Origin of the sequence: Parasphingopyxis marina (assembly GCF_014237875.1) — a bacterium.
GTDB lineage: Bacteria > Pseudomonadota > Alphaproteobacteria > Sphingomonadales > Sphingomonadaceae > Parasphingopyxis > Parasphingopyxis marina.
In genome coordinates, this window is the sequence record NZ_JACJVJ010000002.1 from 621,459 (window position 1) to 639,268 (window position 17,810).

Below are 17,810 nucleotides of genomic sequence, written 5' to 3' on the forward strand. Positions count from 1 at the left end.
TCGTTTCTAATGATGACTTTGCTGTAGCGCAACAATAGTACGTCTTCGGGCGGGCAACAGCGGAGCGAAGTATATGGACAGCCCCTCGTCACCCGCGCGGCTCGTCAGGGACAATGGCGAAGCCGACCGGCACGAAAAGGCCCCCCAGCTTCCCGAAATTCCCGCAGATGCGCCCTATTGCTTTCGCGGTCGCAATATCCTGATGCTCCAGGGCCCGGTCGGCCCCTTCTTCGCACGCCTTGCCCAAGACCTGCGCTGGGTCGGCGCGAATATCCACAAGATAAATTTCAATGGCGGCGACTGGTTTTATTTTCCGCGCGGCGCGAGCAGCTTTACCGACAGTATCGAGAAATTTCCGCGCTTTCTTGAACGGGTGTGCGAGGAAAAGCGCATCGATACAATCATGCTTTTCGGCGATTGCCGCACGATGCACAGCATCGCCAGCGAGATCGCCGAGGCACACGGTATCGAAGTTTATGTGTTCGAGGAGGGCTATATCCGGCCCGACTATATCACGATGGAGCGGTTCGGCGTGAACGGCCGCAGCGCCATGCCGCGCGCCGGCATCTTCTACCTGAACTCGTCAGCACCCGAACCCGCCGAAACGAGCACGGTCGGCCAGTCGATCTGGCACGCCACCGGATGGGCCTTCACCTATTATTTCTGGGCCATCATCCTGTGGCCCTTCTTCCCGCGCTACCGCCATCACCGGCCGCTCAGCTGGTTCGAGGGGCTCGCATGGGTACAGGGCGCGGCCCGAAAATACTGGTACCGGCTCAAGAACCGCCCGGACGTGGCGCGCCTTACCGCCGAGAGCCACCCCCCCTTCTTCCTGGTGCCGCTACAGGTGCATAACGACGCGCAGATCGGTGTCCATTCCGTGTTCGACACCGTCGAGCAGTTCATCCGGCACACGACGCTTTCCTTCACAGCGCATGCGCCGAAGGACGCCCTGCTCGTGTTCAAACACCATCCGATGGATCGGCCCTATACGGATTATACGCGCCTGATCCGGAAACTGCGGGCTGAAACCGGGCTGGGCGACCGGTTGATCTATGTTCACGATCCGCACCTGCCGACGCTGCTCAACCGGGCCACAGGCATCGTGACGATCAACAGCACGACCGGAATGTCGGCGATCCATCACGGCAAGCCGACGCTGGCGCTCGGTAACGCGATCTACCGGATCGACGGGCTGACGGCAGCGACGACGCTCGACCAGTTCTGGACCCGGGCCCTGGATTTCCCTGTCCATGTCGATCTTTACAAGAGCTTCCGTCACCACCTGATCTACCGCACACAGATCAACGGAAATTTCTACCGGCGGATCAACATCCCCGGCACGCTGGCCGGGATCGACTGGTCACGCGGACAAGCCAAACCGGGCAGATAAGCCGGCCGGCAAATCAACTGGCGACTACCCCCAGGCCACACCTTGCCATTAGAAAACCCGCGTGAACGACGCCGCTGCGAGGCCGACCTGGCCGAAGATCGTCGCGATATCGCGGATGAGCTGGAGCACCTGACCCGGCGCCTTGGGCGGCACGAGAATCCGGTCGCCGGCGCGGACATCGCCACCACGCTGGACGCTGCCGTCGGGATGAATGACGAGCGTATCGGACCGGTTCGCAAGCTGCGTATAGCCGCCAGACTGCCGCACATAATCGCGCGCGTCGTTGCCCGGCGTCCATAGAAGCGTTTGCGGCAGTTCGACCTCGCCAGCGATGACGACCGTCTGGCTGACATAGGGAATGACGATCACATCGTCCGGCTCCAGCAAGACCTGGCTAAGATCGGCATCGTCGGGAAGCGCGACCAGCCCGCGCGGCTGAACCTGACGCGCCCGGGCGATAAACTGCGCCAACGCCGGCGCCTGCGCGGCCCGTGCCTGCGCGATGGCAGGCGTCGCCGCCGGTTGCGTGTACATGACGCGTTCGAGCCGGGCGAGATTTTCCTGAAGGAGCACGCGCTGCGTTTCGGCAACGCTCTGGCGCTCGATATGAATCATCTGGATGTCGGCAAGCGGATCGTATGGGATCTGCGCAAGCAGCGGCCCCAGATAATCGCCGCGATTGACCACATAGGCCGACGGGCCGGTATGCGCGCCTTCGACACGGACGATGAAGGTGTCTGCCGGCGCATCGGCTTCGAAGCGCACACGATCGCCGTCCGAAAGCATCAGCGACGCGAACTCCTCGCGCGTCATATAGGCATTGAACGGCACGCCGTCGCGCGTGCCGAGCACCGACACATGGGTGACTTCCGGACGCGGCCGTGCATAGCGAAGCAGCTCCCCGCCGCTGCCCGCTGCGGTCGCGAATTCGAAGGTGAAAGGCGCGCGCGCATCGCCGCTGACCGACACGACCGGCCCTTGTTGGCCGACGACGATGACATCGCCGTTGCGCAGCGACACACCGGAGAGGGCCCCATTGAGAAGGAAGTCGTAGAGATCGATCGAACCGATGGTTTCGCCGTTACGCCGGACCACGATGTGCCGGTAGCTGCCGCGCTGCGGATCGATGCCGCCAGCCATTTGGAGAAAGCCGATTTCGGACGCCTGACTGGTCCCCTGGTGGCCGCCCGGCCGCAAAACCGGCCCGGTCACGAACACCTGGATACGTCCGGCATTGGATACAGTGGCGTATACCTGAACCGTCGACTGGTAGACCTGCGAAGCCGCCGCGCTCACGACATCGTTGACGTCCTCGGAGCGCGTACCCGCGATCGGCACCGGCCCGACATTGGGAAGCGCGATATTGCCTTCCGAGTCGACGAGAAGCCGCGCCGATTCGTTGACGAGTCCGAAGGTCGTCACGTCGACCTGATCGCCGGGCTGCACGACATAATTGGGATCGTTGGCGCCGATATCTTCCTGCGCATTCCGAGTGAGGAACAGTTCCGAACCGAAGGGCGTCGGCCGCCGTCCGGCCATCTGATCCTGGCGCAGCGTCGATTCGAGGACGTCGGTCCCGCGCTGGTCGTCTTGCAGAACAGCCGAAGGGGCCGAGCCCGCTCCGACTGCGCTCGCGCCGCTGTCCTGATCGATTTGTGCCGCAGCCGGCATAGCCGTTGCAAACAGCAACACCCCCGCAAAGAGGAGGGCAATACCGGACAAGCTACGCAGGAGACTGATCATTCCAAATGGTCCTTGACGATGGAATAGCCTAGCGACCCGATCGCCATCAAGAAGCCGGCGATAAGGGCCACGGCAAACACATTCCAGAAACGGCTCCAATAGTTGGAGATCTCGGCAATCCGCGGCGGTACGAAGGCAACGAGGTAGCGGCGCTCGTTGGCCCGGTTGGCAACGGCTCCACGCTGCGCCTCGATAGCCGAATAATAGGCGGTCTGCGCGAACTGGTAGTCGAGCAGAGCCGTTTGCGCGCCAACGTCGCGCGATGCTTCGGTCATTCCAAAGCCGCCCCGCGCATCGGCAATCGCTTGGTCGCGCTGCCGAACGAGTGCCGCGATGCGTTCGTCCATGGCCCTGATCTGCGGTGAATCGGGCCGGAACTGCGCGATCGCAGCCGCGCGTTCGACCCGCGTATTGGCAAGCTGACTCTCGATCTGACCAACTAGGCCAACCTGCTGGGCCGCCTCGCCCTCCAAGGTAGTCGCACGATTGGCCCGCGCGTTGATAACGTCGCGACGCGCTTCGTTATAGGCTTCGCGGCGTGCCGCTACCTCCTCGGTCGCGACGCGAACGGCTTCATCCTGGACGCGGCTATTGAGCGAATTCACGACCTGCTCGGTTTCGGCCAGAACGCCTTGCGCGATTCTCAGCGAATCTTCGGCCGTAAAGGCCCGTACATTCACGGTTATGATGTTCGAAGTGGCGTCGTAGGTGGCACTGCTCTGCGACAACCAGAAATCGGCCTTGTCCTCGAGCGGTGCGCTGCGGGAAACCCGGGCAAGAGGATCGAAGCTCCAATTGCCATAGGCAGCATCGAAACCATAGTCATCGACCAGTTGGCTAACCAGTGCCGCCGATTGGATATATTCGACGACGACCTGACCATCATTGGCGGCACCGGTAACGGCAGGCAAGCCGATGCCGGCCAGCAGATCGGGCGGCCGCTGCTCGAGCCCCTGGATCGTGAACTTCATTTCCGTGTCGTACTCGGGTCGTGCAAACAGCGCGTAATATAGGAACGCGATTAACGTCGGAATCGCTATGCCCACGGCGATGTACCGGAATCGCCGGGTACGGCGCGCTCTGCGAGGATCGGCGCCTTCGCTGTCCGCACTCAACCATGTGCGGGCCTTGCCGACGAGTTCCTGACGGGAGATCATTGCGTTATCTGCTCATAATAGCTGACGGCCTCTTCGACGTCGTCGAACATTTCCAACCGGCCGCCATGGACGACGCCGCCGCGATCGCAATATTGCTTGATCATTGCCGGCATATGGGAAGTTAACAAGATATCCGCCTCTTCCCTACGCCGCTCGAACTCGGCCTTGCACTTTTCTTGGAAGGTGAAATCGCCGACCGAAATCGACTCATCGATGATATAGACCTGAAACCTGATAGCCATGCTCAGGCCGAATGCCAATCTGGCCCGCATGCCCGAAGAATAGTTGCGTACCGGTTCGTGAATCGCACCGCCGATCTCGGCGAAATCTTGGACGAATTCGGAAACTTCCTCGATATCGGCGTCGTAGATACGGCAAACGAACCGCAGATTTTCCATCCCCGTGAGCGAACTGTTGAAGGATGAGGCGAAGCCGAGCCGCCAGCTGATCGAAACATCCTTGCGAACCTCGCCGAATGTCGGACGTTCGGCGCCGGATATGATCCGCAAAAGCGTCGATTTTCCGGCACCGTTGATACCCAATATGCCATAGCTGTGCCCGCGCTCGAAAACAGCGTTGATGTTGTGGAGCACGGTTTTCTTTCCAGTGCGCCGAGACCGATAGGTTTTCGAAATATTGTGCAGTTCAATCGCCATCGTGTTCAGCTAACTATCTCTTCATCGCCGGTCATCAACAGAATGCGGTCGATTATCAGCCCGATCAGCAAGGCGCCCGTCCCGAAAAGCGCCGGATACCAAGGGTTATAGGCATGGCTTTCGAACGTCGGTATCATCGCCGACCGCAACCATTCGACAGAATGGGCTACCGGATTATAGGCCATATATTGGCGGGCGCCGTCCGGTAGCTGTTCCAGTGTGAAGAAAATGCCCGACAGCAGGTAGATCGGGCGGCCCATATAGCCCCAGATATTGCTCCAGACCGGCAGCACGCGGCCGAGCCCCGAACTCAGGAACCCGCACCCGATTGTGAAATAAACAAGGCCGGCCGTGGCGAGCACGATCCCGAGCGGATCGCCGAAAAAGAAGGATGGCGATACATCCGCGACCAGCGCGAGACCGATGACGATAACGATAAACACAATAATGGTGGTCGCCGACTCAAGCAGAATCCGGGCGATAACGACATCCGCCGGCATCACCTGCGGATAGGTGAGAAGGCCGAGGCTCGCCTTGATCGCGCTCGCAGACTGGCTGACCACGCCGCGCCAGAAAAACAGCGGGACTATGCCGGTAAGGAAGAACACGCTGAGCGGCGCCGCGACGGGCGAGGATCGCCCCAGCAGGATGAAGGCCCCGACGAACACCGTCATCTGGATCGCCGGATCGATGATCGCCCATGCGTAGCCGATGTTCGAATCGCCGTAGCGGGTCCGGGATTCGCGCAGGATCACCGCGAAGATGACCCGCCCCATGACCGCCAGGGACTGGCGCAGTTCCGCCATCCATTCGGGGCTGAACGGTCGCCGCGCCGTGTCGCGCTTCTGGATCCCGTTCACCATTGCGTCAGGCCCCGGCCTGTCCCCGGCCGATGCCGACATAGGCAAGGCCGGCGGCACGGGCTTCTTCCACCGAATAGATGTTACGGAGATCGACGAGCAGCGGATCGGCAAGCATCCCCGCCATCCGCTGGAGATCGAGCGCCCGGAACTCGTCCCATTCGGTTACGATCACCAACGCGTTCGCTCCATCGGCCGCATCATAGGGATCGGGACAGAATTGAACATCCTTTAACAAGGGGCGCGCCTGATCGACACCTTCCGGATCATAGGCGCGTATGATCGCGCCCTCGTCCTGGAGCGCCTGGATGATCGACAGCGACGGCGCATCGCGCATGTCGTCGGTATTGGGCTTGAAGGTCAAGCCGAGAACCGCGACCGTCTTGCCCCTGACATCGCCGCCCATCGCCTTGGCGACCTTGCGACCCATCGCCCGCTTGCGCGCATCGTTGACCTTCACCACGGCCTCGACGACGCGCAATGGCGTCTGCTCGTCCTCCGCGGTCTTGAGCAAGGCCAGCGTATCCTTGGGAAAACAGGAGCCACCGTAGCCCGGCCCGGCATGCAGGAATTTGGGGCCGATGCGATTATCGAGCCCGATCCCGCGCGACACATCCTGCACATCCGCGCCCACCGCTTCGCACAGATCGGCGATCTCGTTGATGAAGGTGATCTTGGTCGCCAGAAAGGCGTTGGCCGCATATTTGATAATCTCGGCCGTACGCCGGCTCGTGAAAAGGAGCGGTGCCTTGTTGAGGTTGAGGGGCCGGTAAATCGCGCGAAGCACGTCCTTGGCGCGATCGTCCTCGACGCCGGCGATGATCCTGTCGGGATGTTTGAAATCGCCGATCGCGGCACCCTCGCGAAGAAATTCAGGGTTGGAGGCGACCGAGACTTCGGCAGTCGGCGCCGCTTCGCGCACGATCCTTTCGACCTCGTCGCCCGTTCCCACCGGAACCGTGGATTTTGTGACGATCACGGCCGGCCCGGTCAGCGCACGGGCGATTTCCTCGGCGGCGGCATGGACATAAGAGAGGTCGGCATGGCCGTCACCGCGGCGGGACGGCGTTCCGACTGCGATGAAGACCGCATCGGCCCCGGCGACACCCGCCGCAAGATCGGTGGTGAAGGATAGCCGCCCACCCTTCGCGTTATTTTCGACCAGCGCGTCGAGCCCCGGCTCATAGATCGGCATGATACCGTTCTCGAGCGCCGCAATCTTGTCGGCATCCTTGTCGACGCAGACGACCTGATGGCCGAAATCGGAAAAGCAGGCGCCGGACACGAGTCCGACATAGCCAGTGCCGATCATGGCAATACGCATAAACCCATCCCAAAACCGCGTTTGGGCGCTGTTACAATAGCCGTTCGGCGAGCGCCAGCCCGGTATAATATCTTTATTTTACAGTAGCCTGCAGAATATTTTGATAGATTTCCGCGATTGGGCGGCGATAGGGAGCCTTTTGCGCGGCAGGCCGTTGCCGAGACAGGACCGTCCGAAGCATCGATACCCAACCGCCTTTTTCGCGAAGGAGCCCGTCAACCTCGTCCGAATCAAGGCCCTGCGACGCCCAGGCTGCACGGGTCGCGAGGACCGGAACGCGGAGCGCGCGCGCACACTCCATCGCCAAACCGATCTCGGAGCCGAGCGCGGCGTCACGCGGATCGGCAAAGACCGCGACCTCGCATCCGGCGAGCAAGGCGGGCCAGCGAACCGGCGCAGGCATTCCCGCAAAGCAGACCGCATCGCCAAGACCCAGCGCCTTGGCATCGCGCCGGATCGCGCCGACCGCCGCGCCCTTCCCCATCAGCAGCAGCTGCCGTGCCTCGCCCGCCGCAAACAGATCCGCAAAGGCGTGCAAGCAATGGGCCGCTCCCTCCGCAGTATCGAGATCGGCAAGGCAGGCGACGACGGGGAGCTGGGCATCCAGCCCGAATTCGGCGAAGGCCGCCGCCACTACTTGGGCATCGGGGCGGGCCATCTCGCTATCGGAAGCGCCGAGGAGCTCGGCGTTCGGGCCGAATGTCAAAGGCGATCGATTGCGCAACAGGACGACTTCGGACGCGGCACCGAGCGCCGTGAGACGGAGCCTGGCCGCCGCATCCGATTCGCTGCCGGGCGTGTCGCGAACGGCCGGAGGAATGCCATCGAGATCGAGGATGAAGCGCGCGCCGTCGCGGTGCGCCATGCGGAGCGCGGCCTCGGCGGTATCGAGCGCGTCACAGAAAAGATGAACGAGCGCAGCTTGCCTACAGTCGGCATCGTCGATCGTGTCGGCGAATTGGGGATCGAAGCCCTGCTCCTCCAGGGCCACCACAGCTTCCGCAACACGATGGGTTCGGCGCCAGCGTTGCGGGCAAATGACGACGGCGCGCGCCCTCTCTTCGCCGCCAGGCGCAGGCAGCGCCGGAAAGCCCTGGGCCGTTTCGTCCAGCAAATGCGCGTCGCGCAGCAGGTTCTCGATCAGCCGGCGCTGCGGTTCGGACAGGGGCTGTTCCCGCCGGATAGCCATCGCGATTGCGGCCGGCGCGTGAACCATCCCCCGGTCGGCGAGTGCGATCATGACGGCGATCAGCCGCGGATCGTCGGACGCATGCGATGCCGCTTCCTCACCCAGGGCCGCGGCGGAAGACAGATCGTCGCGGACGGTCGTCAGGGCGAGTTCGGCAAGCGCCCTCCCCTTGGCCGCCGCATCGCCGGATTGCTGCCTGAGCCATGCGGCCGCGACCGCAACCCCGTCCGATGCCGCCTTGTCCAGTACCGGCTCGACGAATTTCAACCGCTCGGCCATGTCCTTGGCGAAGCTGTCGGGGACCCGTTGCTTGCGCTTCGCCTTCTGCTTCAACCGCAATCGCATGACCTTGGAGGGCAGCGTGAAAAAACCCTTCAAACTCCGCGCCTCAATCATCGCCCGGCCAAGGCCGTAGGCAAGCGTGCGATTGGCGTTGATGACGCGATATTCGAGCAACCGCTTCTCTGCCTTCAGCGCCGCGATTTCGCGCTCCGCCGCTTCCCGCACCGCGCGCGCCTCATCGCCCGGTTCGCGGGAAGAGGTCTTGGAAGGAGGATCGCTTTGCATCGCCGCCGTGTCTATGCATTGCCCGGCGCGACTGGCAAGCGCGGCGGCGCAAGTCCGGCATGCCGGAACATCCAGTCGGCCCGATAGGCGTAGCGCTCGGTGCCGAGCATCCCGCCTTCGCTCGCATCGCTCAGCGAGCCCGAACGCCAACGCGCCACAAGCAAGATCGCCGCATCGCGCGCCACCGAACGCTTGCCGTGCAGCATCTCCAGGCGTGCGAACATTTCGGAATCGGCACCGGTTTTGGTTTGTTCGAACGGGCCCGCCTCGACCAGGGTAGCGCGGCGCAGCAACATCGTGATCGGCACGGGCCGGACCAGCGGATAGACCCGCGGCGCCACCGGGCAGCCCGCCTCATCCATCCGGATATGGTTGGCGATGGCAAGCGCGTGCCCGCCCAGCGCGTGTACCTGACGCGCGATCCTCTCGGCAGGCGACCAATCGTCCGCATCGAGGAAGGTCACGAACTCGCCGGTCGCCGCATCGATCGCGGTATTCCGCGCGCCATAAACGCCGGAGTTCTGCCGATTTTCGAGGGTAACGACCCGACCGTCTTTCGCGGCGAGCGCGGCGGCTATGGCCGGGCTTTCGTCCGTGGACCGATCGTCGACGAGCAGGATTTCGAGATTCCGCCAGCTTTGGGCGAGCAGGGATTCGACGGCAGCGGGGAGCGTGTCGGCGGCATCGTGATAGGGCACGACAACCGACACTTGGGGCCCATCGAGCGGCTCGGGCGTTGGGCTTTGCAGCGCGTCTATCCCGAATGCGCCGTCCCCGTCGCCCAGCGGCGGGCCCAGCCCGTCATTGACGAACATCGCGTTCAGCAAGCGGCGGGCACCGCCCGGATCGCCGGCGGCAACGGCGATATGCGCGCGCATCGCCAACGCCTCGCGCGAGTCCAGCTCGCTGACGAGCGCGGCTGCGGCGACGGCATCGCCCATCGCGATGAGACAGGCTGCGCCGGCCTCTATCGCATCACCGGGAAGCAGCGCCAACGCCGCCCTGGGGTTGGCGGGCGCAATGGCGCGCGCGGCAACCTGTTTCAGTGTCGCAGGAACCGGGGCATTCGGGCCGCCCTCGCCCATCGCCGCCGCGGCAATGGTCTGCGCGACCTCGCCCTTGCGATCACCGGCAGGCTTTGCCAGCGCATAAGGATAGAGGCCGAGGCGCATTAGCACATAGGGGTCGTCCGCGCCGCCCTTCAATGCGGCCCAGTGAAGCGCACGATCCGCCGCCTTGCGCGCCGCCCAGCGCCGCAGCCCGGAATGGCGGCTTGCTGCCAGCTTTTCGAGCAGGGTATCGCCCGGAAACCGCGCCAACCTCGTCCCCTCTTCCCTTCGCGTTGCGGCTCGCGCCGCCCCATTCTATGCGATGACTGTGACTGGCAGCTTCACCGCCCGGGCGCAACGCCCCGACCCGGCCTCCGACCGGCTGAGCCTCGCGCTCGACGCACCGCTTGTCGATCCGGTCGCCTGTGCCATGACATTGGACGACGCTCTGGCGGAAGCCGCGGCACTGCTCGACGAAGCCGACCGGGGGGAATTCACGCCATGGCTGCTGTCCCGCGCCATCGATCTCGCGGCCCAGTTCCCGGTCGAGGAACGGCTGCAATGGCATGTCGGAAAGCTCATCGCCATTGCCGGCGACCGGCAGGAGAGCCTCGCCTGCTGGCGTTGCATGGCGCAGCGATTCCCTTCTTCTTTCATAATCTTGCCGGAATATATGAAGGCTGCATCGGAAGCGCTCGATGTCGAAACGGCCGGCGCAATGCTTGCCGGCTATCTGCCCGTGCCTGAAGCTCCCGCCAACGATGCCGACGCCTTGCTGGCGGCGCGCTGTTTCCTCGCCCTCGGGCGGAAAGCCGAGGCGCGAACCATTCTCGACGGGCGGGACGGCGGCAGCGTTCTGGCGGCGGAGTTCGCGACGGAGCGGGCCCGGCTTCTGAAGGAGGAAGGTCGATATGAGGATGCCGCCCGGACGCTGACGCAGGCGGGTAATGGGGCGGATCGCGAGATCGCGACGGCCGTTCGCCTGTTCGGCAGCGCCAGCCATGATGGCCCGCCGAGCGTCACCGCGCTGCAGGCGATCCTCGACGACACGCTGGCCGCGCGCCGGGAGCGTCCGCCGCGCCGGGCGGGACGCGCGATCGGCGGTATCGTGCTGATAGGGGGAACGCTGGGCGGCGGCGGCGCGGAACGGCAACTCGTCAACACCGCGATGGGCCTGCAGGGGGAAACCGCACGGCGCGACGGGCGTATCGGCGGTCCCGTCAGCATATTCTGCCGCAAGCTCGATACGCGGCGCGCCAATGATTTCTACCTGCCCCGGCTCGAACAGGCGGGCATTCGCGTGGGCGATTACCTCGCCGCGCCGCCCTGGGGCGGATTGACGAATTCGCCGGATCGCAAGCAGCTCCGCGCGCTGGTCGCTCTTCTCCCACCCCGGATGCGCGAAGGGATCATCCATCTCACCGAAACGCTGCGTTACGAAGCGCCCGATATCGCGCAGATCTGGCAGGATGGCATGATCTTCGCGGCCGGGCTGGCCGCTTTGCTCGCCGGCGTGCCGCGCATCATCCTCAACGTCCGCACGATGCCGCCCAGCGCCCGGCGGGACCGGCAAAAGCCCGAGCAGCATGTGCTGTACCGGGGCCTGTTATCGGCGGCGGGCGTCACGCTGTCCGCCAATTCGGCGATGGTGGCGCGCGCCTATGAAGAATGGCTGGAACTGGCGCCGGGAAGCGTCGCCGTAATTGCCAATGGCGTCGCGCGGCTACCGGCGGAGAGTTCGGACGAGGAACAGGCACGCTGGCAGGCTTTCGACCGGCGGACGGGCGGCGGCTTTACGCTCGGCGGCGTCATGCGCCTCGACGAAAACAAGCGACCGCTGTTCTGGCTCGAAATCTGCGCGGCGCTGGCGAAAAGCGTTCCCGAGGCGCGTTTTGTGTTGGCCGGAAATGGCCCGCTTCGGGAGGCCGCGCGCGCCTATGCGCAGGACAAGGGGATGGGAGAGCGGACGCTATTCGTCGGCCGCAGCGCCCATATCGGATTTTGGCTGGAAAGGATGGATGCCCTTGCGCTGACATCGCGGCACGAAGGGATGCCCAATGCGTTGATCGAAGCGCAGCTGGCCGGGTTGCCGGTCGTGTCGACGCCCGCCGGCGGCGCCGCGGAAGCGGTTGCCCCGATGGCCGCGAACCATTTGCTGGCGGACGCCGATCATCCCGATGCGGTCGAAGCAGCGGCCCATCTTGCGAGGCTGGCGCAGCGCGGCGAACCCGATCGCGAAGCGGATCGCATCGCCTTGAAGCATTGGGCCGAACGGCATTTCGCGATGGACCGGATGATCGATCGAACGATCGAGCTATTCGCGGAGCAAGAATAGAGGATCCGCATTCCGGCCCCAACAGGAGCCCAGTTTCAGAATAAAGCCCCGGATCACTCGCTTCTTCTCTTTCCCTTCGTCATCTTTCCATGCGCGTATTGATCGCATGTCACGCCGAGGAGGCACAAAAAAAGGGCCGATCCGAAGACCGGCCCTTCTTTTTTTGAGGCGTAATGCCGTCGATTACATACCAGGTCCGTAGGTAATCTCGACACGACGGTTCTGCTGTTCGCGGACACCATCGGCAGTGTCGACCAGAGGCCGGCTCTCACCGAAGGCTTCGCTGGACATCGCAGCATCCGGAACACCGCGCGAAGCGAGGTATGCACGGACCGACGCGTTACGACGCTCGGAAAGGCCCACATTGTAGGTCGCCGAACCGGAACGGTCAGCGTGACCAGCAAGCATCACCGAAGTCGGGCAACGGCCGGACTGGTACTGCGCCGAAACCGCATCAAGCACCGAAGCCGCGTCCGGACGGATGTCCGACTGATCCCAGTCAAAGAAGACGAGGAACGGGCCAGGCTCGCACGCCGGAGGCGGCGGCGGAGGCGGCGGAGGCGGAGGAGGCGGCGGCGGAGGCGGAGGAGGCGGCGGGGGCGGCGGCGGTGACCCGAAGTTATAGGTCAGAGTCGCGAGCAAGCTGTGCGTACGCACATCCGTCGTCTCGTCCTGGCTGTAGAAGCTCCGCATATCGACTTCGTCTTGGTTGAAGAAGCGATACTTCACACCGACGTCCCAGTTGTTGGACAGCGGATAGCGGACGCCGGCAACAAGCTGCCAGGCGAAGCCCGAATCCGAATCGTCGAGCTGGATCGGCGCAGCGTCCGTCACGCGGATGCTGTCGAAGCTGGTGCGCGCAAGGCCGACACCACCACCGATATAGCCCTGGAAGCCGTCGTCATCGCCAAAGTCGAGAAGACCGTTGGCCATGAAGGCGAGAACCCGGATGCTGCCCATGGCGCCGTTCCACTGGAACGGGTTGCCCGGAGCGTTACCGTTGGGGCCGCCCGGATTGTAGTTCACACCGCCGTCAGCGCGGGGCGTACCGTCAATCGGGAGGATCGAACCGAGGTTCTGCTCGATCGTGGTCACTTCGGCACGACGGTAGGAAACATCAGCTTCCAGACGGAACCAGCCGAAATCGTATCCGAGAACACCGCCAACGTCGAAGCCAGGCTCCGTATTCACGCTATAGGCGTTGTTCAGAAACACACCGGCAGAATTCGTGGAATCAATATCGGTGTTACCGATGATCGTTCCACCAGCCTCAGCACCGATATACCACGTATCGTCACGAGCCAGCGCCGGCGTCATCGCAACGGTGAGCGCGGATGTAGCTAGCGCCGCTTTGATGGCGAACTTGCGCATAAACATTCCCCTTTCTTACAAATTCCTAGCCTAGGAATGGCAAAATCCATATCGAAACCAACACGTCCACGCAAGCGGACAATTGGCGTTTCTGTTGCCAAAATGCCTCATCGGACAAACCAAATGACCGCATCAAAACCCGGCAACAGAACAACAACGCGTCTATGCCGATATGGTTGCATAGTGGCAAGTAAAGGTGGTTATTTAATTGTCACCGCGCGAAACATCATGTCGCGATAAGCCCGTGATCCCGCAGCGCAGCAAGGATAGCGGCGATTGCCGCCCGCGCCTCGGCATCGACCGTTACGCCGCCGAAAACATTTTCAATCGCTTCCTTGCGGGCTCCGACGACCTGCTCCCCGCCCAATTTGAGTGATTCGCCAATAACTTCGCCCGGAATCCATGCCGCGCCATCCCAGCGTGCAAAAAACTGGTCCGCGCGTATCCAGACCGACATTCCTTCCACCGGATCGAGGATTCGCCAGCCGGATTCGGTCCATGTTGCAAGCGCGTCGGCCTGCCCACTCCATTCCCCGGTCGGCGCGGATCCGACGATCCAGGACTGCCCCGGATCGGGGCTCGGCGGCGGCACAACCTCGCCCGATGTTTCGGCGACCGGATGAAGCCCGCTGTCGAGCAACGCCAGCGCCTCGTTGTGATAGAGTTCCTTCTGCGCCTGTCCGGGCTGGAGCAGAGGCAGCGCGAAGCGGGCGGTGGTGTCGGTCATTCGGGGTCCTTCCGGCTACAGGGTGAAACTGCGCTGCGCCGGCAGCGAGGCGGCCAGCGATCCAAGTTGCGCGACGGTGAGCGTGAAGTTGGTTGCGCTCCCGGCGCCGTCGATGGCCTGTTCGGCGCTCGAATAAGCGAAGGATGCGACGTCAGTCTCGAGCACGCGCGGCGCGCCGATATCGGGCGTCACCGTGACCAGCCAGCGCTCGCCCTCTTCGCCGAGCGGGATGTCGCCATTGTCGGTCCAGGCCCAGCCGAGCCGGCTGCGCCGCACCCACCGGAACAAGATATCGCCGCCTGCCGCTCGCCGCGCGGCGAGATGCACCGGCGCCGGCGGACGGATCGAATGGCCCGCGACCTCGCCGCTCACACTCGTGGGCGCGCTGCCATCGCCAAGGCCCGTGGCGAGCAGCTCGAACGGCGCACCGAGAGCCGCGACCGGTAGATCGAAGGCGCGCAGCGTCGCCTCGTCTACCGCCACCAACCGCTCGCCGACCATATGCCCGCCCATCGCCCATTCGGTGCCGCGCCGGCCGCGCAACAGGCGGGACAGGCGAAAGCGGTTCGCGCCCAGCGGTTGGACCGTTCCGAATTGGAGGAGTTCGTCTCCGATCAGGATCAGGTTCGTACCGGCGACAAGCGCATCGTCGCTCGCGCCTGCCAGCCACATCTGGTCGTGGAGCAGTTCGACCTCGACCGCGGCGCGGCTGTCGATCAGCGCAGCCTGGCCGTCCGGCAGTGCGGTCACCGTCTCGCCGAGAATGGCGGGCGGCGCGGTCTGGCCGAGGCTGACAAGACTGGCGCTGCCATCGAGGCTATATTCGAGCGCCGCCGCCCGCCAGCCCGGAGACGGCCCGGCGGCTGCCGCGAAAAGGCGCGGCGCTGCGTGCAACATGTCATCGAGCGCGGGCAGATCGAGCAGCGCCAAAACCGTCGGCCCATGTTCGAGATCGGGATCGACGACGGCGCGGCCCGAAGCGGCGGCATCGGCCACCAGCGGTCCGCCCCCGGCAACGCGGACGAGGTCGAGGCCGACCGCCATCTTCTCCAGCGAAAATTCGGCGATACGCCACAGACCGGGTTGTTGCGGGATGGTAACGACCATTCCCGGCCGCAACGCCATGGTCCGCCACGGCAGGTACAGGGCGGCGGTGGCCCGCCCCGCCCAGACGGCGTCGAGACGGCGTTCGGCGATCGCCTTGGCGCGGCCGGCGGCCAGTGTCGCCGGAAAGTCGATCCGTTCCGCGCGAAACCCCGGCCCCTCGATCCGCGCACGCTGGAGCCCCACCTGATAATCGCGCGCCGGCTCATAATAGCGCAGCGCGATCTCGTCGGGCACGGCATCGGCGGCCGCTCGTTCGAGCTGGATCGCCGGCCGCCCCTGTTCGCCCGGGCTGGCCCCGAGCAGCAGTTCGTCAAGCGGCACCGGTTCGCCATCATCCTCTCTGAGGCGCAGACCGACGCCGTCATCGGTCAGGCTGTGCGGCAATGCCTCGGTCAGCGTCTCGATCGCGCCGCGCACGCTGTCGCCATGGGCGGCATAGCCGGTGAGCGTCGCGCTCGTTTCGGCGCTCGCCTCGCCGGCGCTCAGTTCGCCGACGATCGTCGCCAGCGATACCGCGCCGGGCTCCGCCTCCGCCTCGAAGGTGAGCGAAGGGATGCGATTGCCGAAATCGGCCAGCTGCATATTTTCGAATACCGCCAGCGCGAGTCCGCGATAGGCCGGCGTACCGTTCATCCCTTCGGCGGACGCGATCAGCGGATCGACATCCTGGCCCTCGTCGCCCGGATAGAAGCGGAAATCGGCTTCGGTCTTGAGGTCCCCCGCCGCCCCGCGCAGCAATTTGCCATCGGCCCAGATGCGATGGACCGCGCTCACCGGCCGCGCCGACAACGCCACCGCGAAGGAAGCGCTGTAACTATAGGTCGTCGTGGAGGGGCGCCCCTTGCCGCCGCCTTCCTTGTTCCGATCCTCCTGCAGGTCCGTCGCCCAGACGACGGTGCCGGCAACCCGCATCGTCCCGAAGATCTTCGGGAGCGGCGTGCCATAGGAGGATGTCTGCAGGCGCAGGTCGTTGAGGCGCGGGCCCTGCCGCCCCTTCGGCTTGAAGATTTCGGCATCGATCGTCTGGCCGATGATCGCGCCGATGGCGCCGCCGATCGGGCCGAACAGCTTGGTGCCGACGACGTTGAGGACGAGAGTGGCCATGGTCAGTCGCTCCAGCGCCAGGCAGCGAGAACCGGCCAGCGCGGTGCGCCCGGCGTTTCGACCGTGCGGCGCAGGCCAAGATCGGCATGGATGAAACCCGCGCCGCTATGGATGGCGAGGTGGAGCTGGCGCGCGCCGGGATCGAGCAAGAGCAGGCCCCCTGCCCCCACGGACGGCGCATCGATACGGCGCAGCCCGCTCGCTTCGATCCAGGTCGAAACATCGGGAAGCCGCTGGCCGCGCAGCGCATAGCCTTGCGGCAGGACCGGCGACGCCCCGGCGGCGCGATAGGCATGAGCAGCGAGCCCGACGCAATCGAGCCCCGTGGCGGGATCGCGCCCCTGGAAGCGAAACGGCGCGCCGATACAGCCCCGCGCCGCGCCGACAATGATGTCGCTGTCCATCAACTCGCCCCCGGATAACGCGTGAGAAGGTCGTTGCCCGGCAGATGCGGCTCGCCCCGGAAATTCGCGCTATTGGCGAAGCGGCCCGCGCAAGTCGCGAATAGCTTGTCGCAGCCCTCGACGATCTCGACGAGCGTTCCGGTTTCCACCGGGAAGGCCACGGGATCGCGCAAGGTCAAACGGTTGCCCGCCGAGCGCAGGATGGCCGCGCCGAGCCCGCTATTCTCGCTGGTGAGCCAGCGCAGCCGGCCATAGCCATAGGCGTTGGTTTCGACGCTGGCGCTGGCGACATCGAAACTCGTTTCGTCGATGACGGCGGTTACGGTAGTGATCCGCGTGCGCGGCGCGAGATCGACGCGGCAACGCCTATCGCCCAGCCGCGCCCGGCATTCGGGCGAGGTCAGCTCCACGACCGGCCGGTCGAGCTGGGCGACAGGGCCGCGCAATTCGGCGGTGAAAGCCCCGCCTTCCTGCGACACCGCGCCAAGCACGCCGCGGGCCAGCAGCAGTTGCTCTTCCTCGGGATCGTCCCAATCGACTGCGAACAGCCGGACCGATGCGCCGTCCCATCGCCCGGAGGCGAGATCGGCCGCAGCGATGGCGTCGCTTGTCAAAGCGCCGACGACATCCATCGAACCGGCGTCGAAGCCATCGTTCAAGGTTATCGCCGACGGCAGCATCCCCGGCGCCGCGCGATAGACGATGCCGCCGATTTCCAGTGTGCGGTCATGCGTCGTGAAACCGATCGCGACGCCATCGCGGCGCTGCAAGCGCCAGCAAAAGGCGACCGTGGTGACGGGCGCGTCGAGAAAAGCCGTCATGGG

General features: G+C 64.5%; 14 protein-coding genes. 2 read left to right on the forward strand and 12 right to left on the reverse strand.

What is annotated here, in order from left to right; genetic code table 11:
- The first annotated feature begins 73 nt into the window (after window positions 1-73).
- Window positions 74-1,393, forward strand: a complete 1,320-nt coding sequence (locus H6P80_RS11765; protein ID WP_185801561.1) for a capsule biosynthesis protein — start codon at window positions 74-76, stop codon at window positions 1,391-1,393.
- Between the two features lie 48 nt (window positions 1,394-1,441).
- Here H6P80_RS11765 and H6P80_RS11770 read toward each other — a convergent pair whose 3' ends face one another.
- The 7 genes from H6P80_RS11770 to H6P80_RS11800 all read right to left on the reverse strand — a co-directional run bounded on the left by H6P80_RS11770 (window position 1,442) and on the right by H6P80_RS11800 (window position 10,208).
- Window positions 1,442-2,932, reverse strand: coding sequence for a polysaccharide biosynthesis/export family protein (locus H6P80_RS11770; protein WP_221892995.1), 1,491 nt, complete (start codon window positions 2,930-2,932; stop codon window positions 1,442-1,444).
- 200 nt (window positions 2,933-3,132) lie between these two features.
- Window positions 3,133-4,293, reverse strand: a complete 1,161-nt coding sequence (locus tag H6P80_RS11775) for a hypothetical protein (protein WP_185801563.1) — start codon at window positions 4,291-4,293, stop codon at window positions 3,133-3,135.
- Window positions 4,290-4,949: an ABC transporter ATP-binding protein gene (locus tag H6P80_RS11780; RefSeq protein ID WP_185801564.1), complete on the reverse strand. Its 660-nt coding sequence runs from the start codon at window positions 4,947-4,949 to the stop codon at window positions 4,290-4,292. Before H6P80_RS11780 ends, H6P80_RS11775 begins: the two co-directional genes overlap by 4 nt.
- Before the next feature lie 5 nt (window positions 4,950-4,954).
- Entirely contained in the window at window positions 4,955-5,812 is an 858-nt protein-coding gene (locus tag H6P80_RS11785; protein ID WP_185801565.1) for an ABC transporter permease, read from the reverse strand.
- Between the two features lie 4 nt (window positions 5,813-5,816).
- Window positions 5,817-7,133, reverse strand: coding sequence for a UDP-glucose dehydrogenase family protein (locus H6P80_RS11790; protein WP_185801566.1), 1,317 nt, complete (start codon window positions 7,131-7,133; stop codon window positions 5,817-5,819).
- Between the two features lie 73 nt (window positions 7,134-7,206).
- A complete protein-coding gene (locus H6P80_RS11795; protein ID WP_185801567.1) occupies window positions 7,207-8,889 on the reverse strand; it encodes a hypothetical protein in 1,683 nt (560 codons plus the stop codon).
- A gap of 11 nt (window positions 8,890-8,900) precedes the next feature.
- Window positions 8,901-10,208 (reverse strand): glycosyltransferase family 2 protein, encoded by a 1,308-nt coding sequence (locus H6P80_RS11800; RefSeq protein WP_185801568.1) that lies wholly within the window; start codon window positions 10,206-10,208, stop codon window positions 8,901-8,903.
- A gap of 58 nt (window positions 10,209-10,266) precedes the next feature.
- Here H6P80_RS11800 and H6P80_RS16715 point away from each other — a divergent pair, with 58 nt between their 5' ends.
- Window positions 10,267-12,273, forward strand: a complete 2,007-nt coding sequence (locus tag H6P80_RS16715; protein ID WP_185801569.1) for a glycosyltransferase — start codon at window positions 10,267-10,269, stop codon at window positions 12,271-12,273.
- A gap of 183 nt (window positions 12,274-12,456) precedes the next feature.
- On the opposite strand, the gene H6P80_RS11810 is transcribed toward H6P80_RS16715, so the two are convergent.
- The 5 genes from H6P80_RS11810 to H6P80_RS11830 form a co-directional block, all read right to left on the reverse strand.
- Complete coding sequence (locus H6P80_RS11810; protein WP_185801570.1) at window positions 12,457-13,644, reverse strand: OmpA family protein; 1,188 nt, start codon at window positions 13,642-13,644, stop codon at window positions 12,457-12,459.
- A gap of 226 nt (window positions 13,645-13,870) precedes the next feature.
- On the reverse strand, window positions 13,871-14,371 hold the full coding sequence (locus tag H6P80_RS11815) for a DUF2793 domain-containing protein (protein WP_185801571.1): 501 nt from the start codon (window positions 14,369-14,371) through the stop codon (window positions 13,871-13,873).
- 15 nt (window positions 14,372-14,386) lie between these two features.
- Window positions 14,387-16,582 carry a phage tail protein gene (locus tag H6P80_RS11820; protein WP_185801572.1) on the reverse strand — a complete coding sequence of 732 codons (2,196 nt, stop codon included), beginning with the start codon at window positions 16,580-16,582 and terminating at the stop codon, window positions 14,387-14,389.
- A gap of 2 nt (window positions 16,583-16,584) precedes the next feature.
- Window positions 16,585-16,986, reverse strand: coding sequence for an NlpC/P60 family protein (locus H6P80_RS11825; RefSeq protein WP_185801573.1), 402 nt, complete (start codon window positions 16,984-16,986; stop codon window positions 16,585-16,587).
- Entirely contained in the window at window positions 16,986-17,807 is an 822-nt protein-coding gene (locus H6P80_RS11830; protein WP_185801574.1) for a DUF2163 domain-containing protein, read from the reverse strand. The genes H6P80_RS11825 and H6P80_RS11830 overlap by 1 nt, the downstream gene beginning before the upstream one ends.
- Window positions 17,808-17,810: the final 3 nt, after the last annotated feature.

Excerpts from the sequence above, each read along its gene's own strand:
- H6P80_RS11765 (WP_185801561.1), top strand. The coding sequence starts at position 74 with ATGGACAGCCCCTCGTCACCCGCGCGGCTCGTCAGGGACAATGGCGAA.
- H6P80_RS11770 (WP_221892995.1), bottom strand. The coding sequence starts at position 2,932 with ATGGCCGGACGGCGGCCGACGCCCTTCGGTTCGGAACTGTTCCTCACT.
- H6P80_RS11775 (WP_185801563.1), bottom strand. The coding sequence starts at position 4,293 with ATGATCTCCCGTCAGGAACTCGTCGGCAAGGCCCGCACATGGTTGAGT.
- H6P80_RS11780 (WP_185801564.1), bottom strand. The coding sequence starts at position 4,949 with ATGGCGATTGAACTGCACAATATTTCGAAAACCTATCGGTCTCGGCGC.
- H6P80_RS11785 (WP_185801565.1), bottom strand. The coding sequence starts at position 5,812 with ATGGTGAACGGGATCCAGAAGCGCGACACGGCGCGGCGACCGTTCAGC.
- H6P80_RS11790 (WP_185801566.1), bottom strand. The coding sequence starts at position 7,133 with ATGCGTATTGCCATGATCGGCACTGGCTATGTCGGACTCGTGTCCGGC.
- H6P80_RS11795 (WP_185801567.1), bottom strand. The coding sequence starts at position 8,889 with ATGCAAAGCGATCCTCCTTCCAAGACCTCTTCCCGCGAACCGGGCGAT.
- H6P80_RS11810 (WP_185801570.1), bottom strand. The coding sequence starts at position 13,644 with ATGCGCAAGTTCGCCATCAAAGCGGCGCTAGCTACATCCGCGCTCACC.
- H6P80_RS11815 (WP_185801571.1), bottom strand. The coding sequence starts at position 14,371 with ATGACCGACACCACCGCCCGCTTCGCGCTGCCTCTGCTCCAGCCCGGA.
- H6P80_RS11820 (WP_185801572.1), bottom strand. The coding sequence starts at position 16,582 with ATGGCCACTCTCGTCCTCAACGTCGTCGGCACCAAGCTGTTCGGCCCG.
- H6P80_RS11825 (WP_185801573.1), bottom strand. The coding sequence starts at position 16,986 with ATGGACAGCGACATCATTGTCGGCGCGGCGCGGGGCTGTATCGGCGCG.
- H6P80_RS11830 (WP_185801574.1), bottom strand. The coding sequence starts at position 17,807 with ATGACGGCTTTTCTCGACGCGCCCGTCACCACGGTCGCCTTTTGCTGG.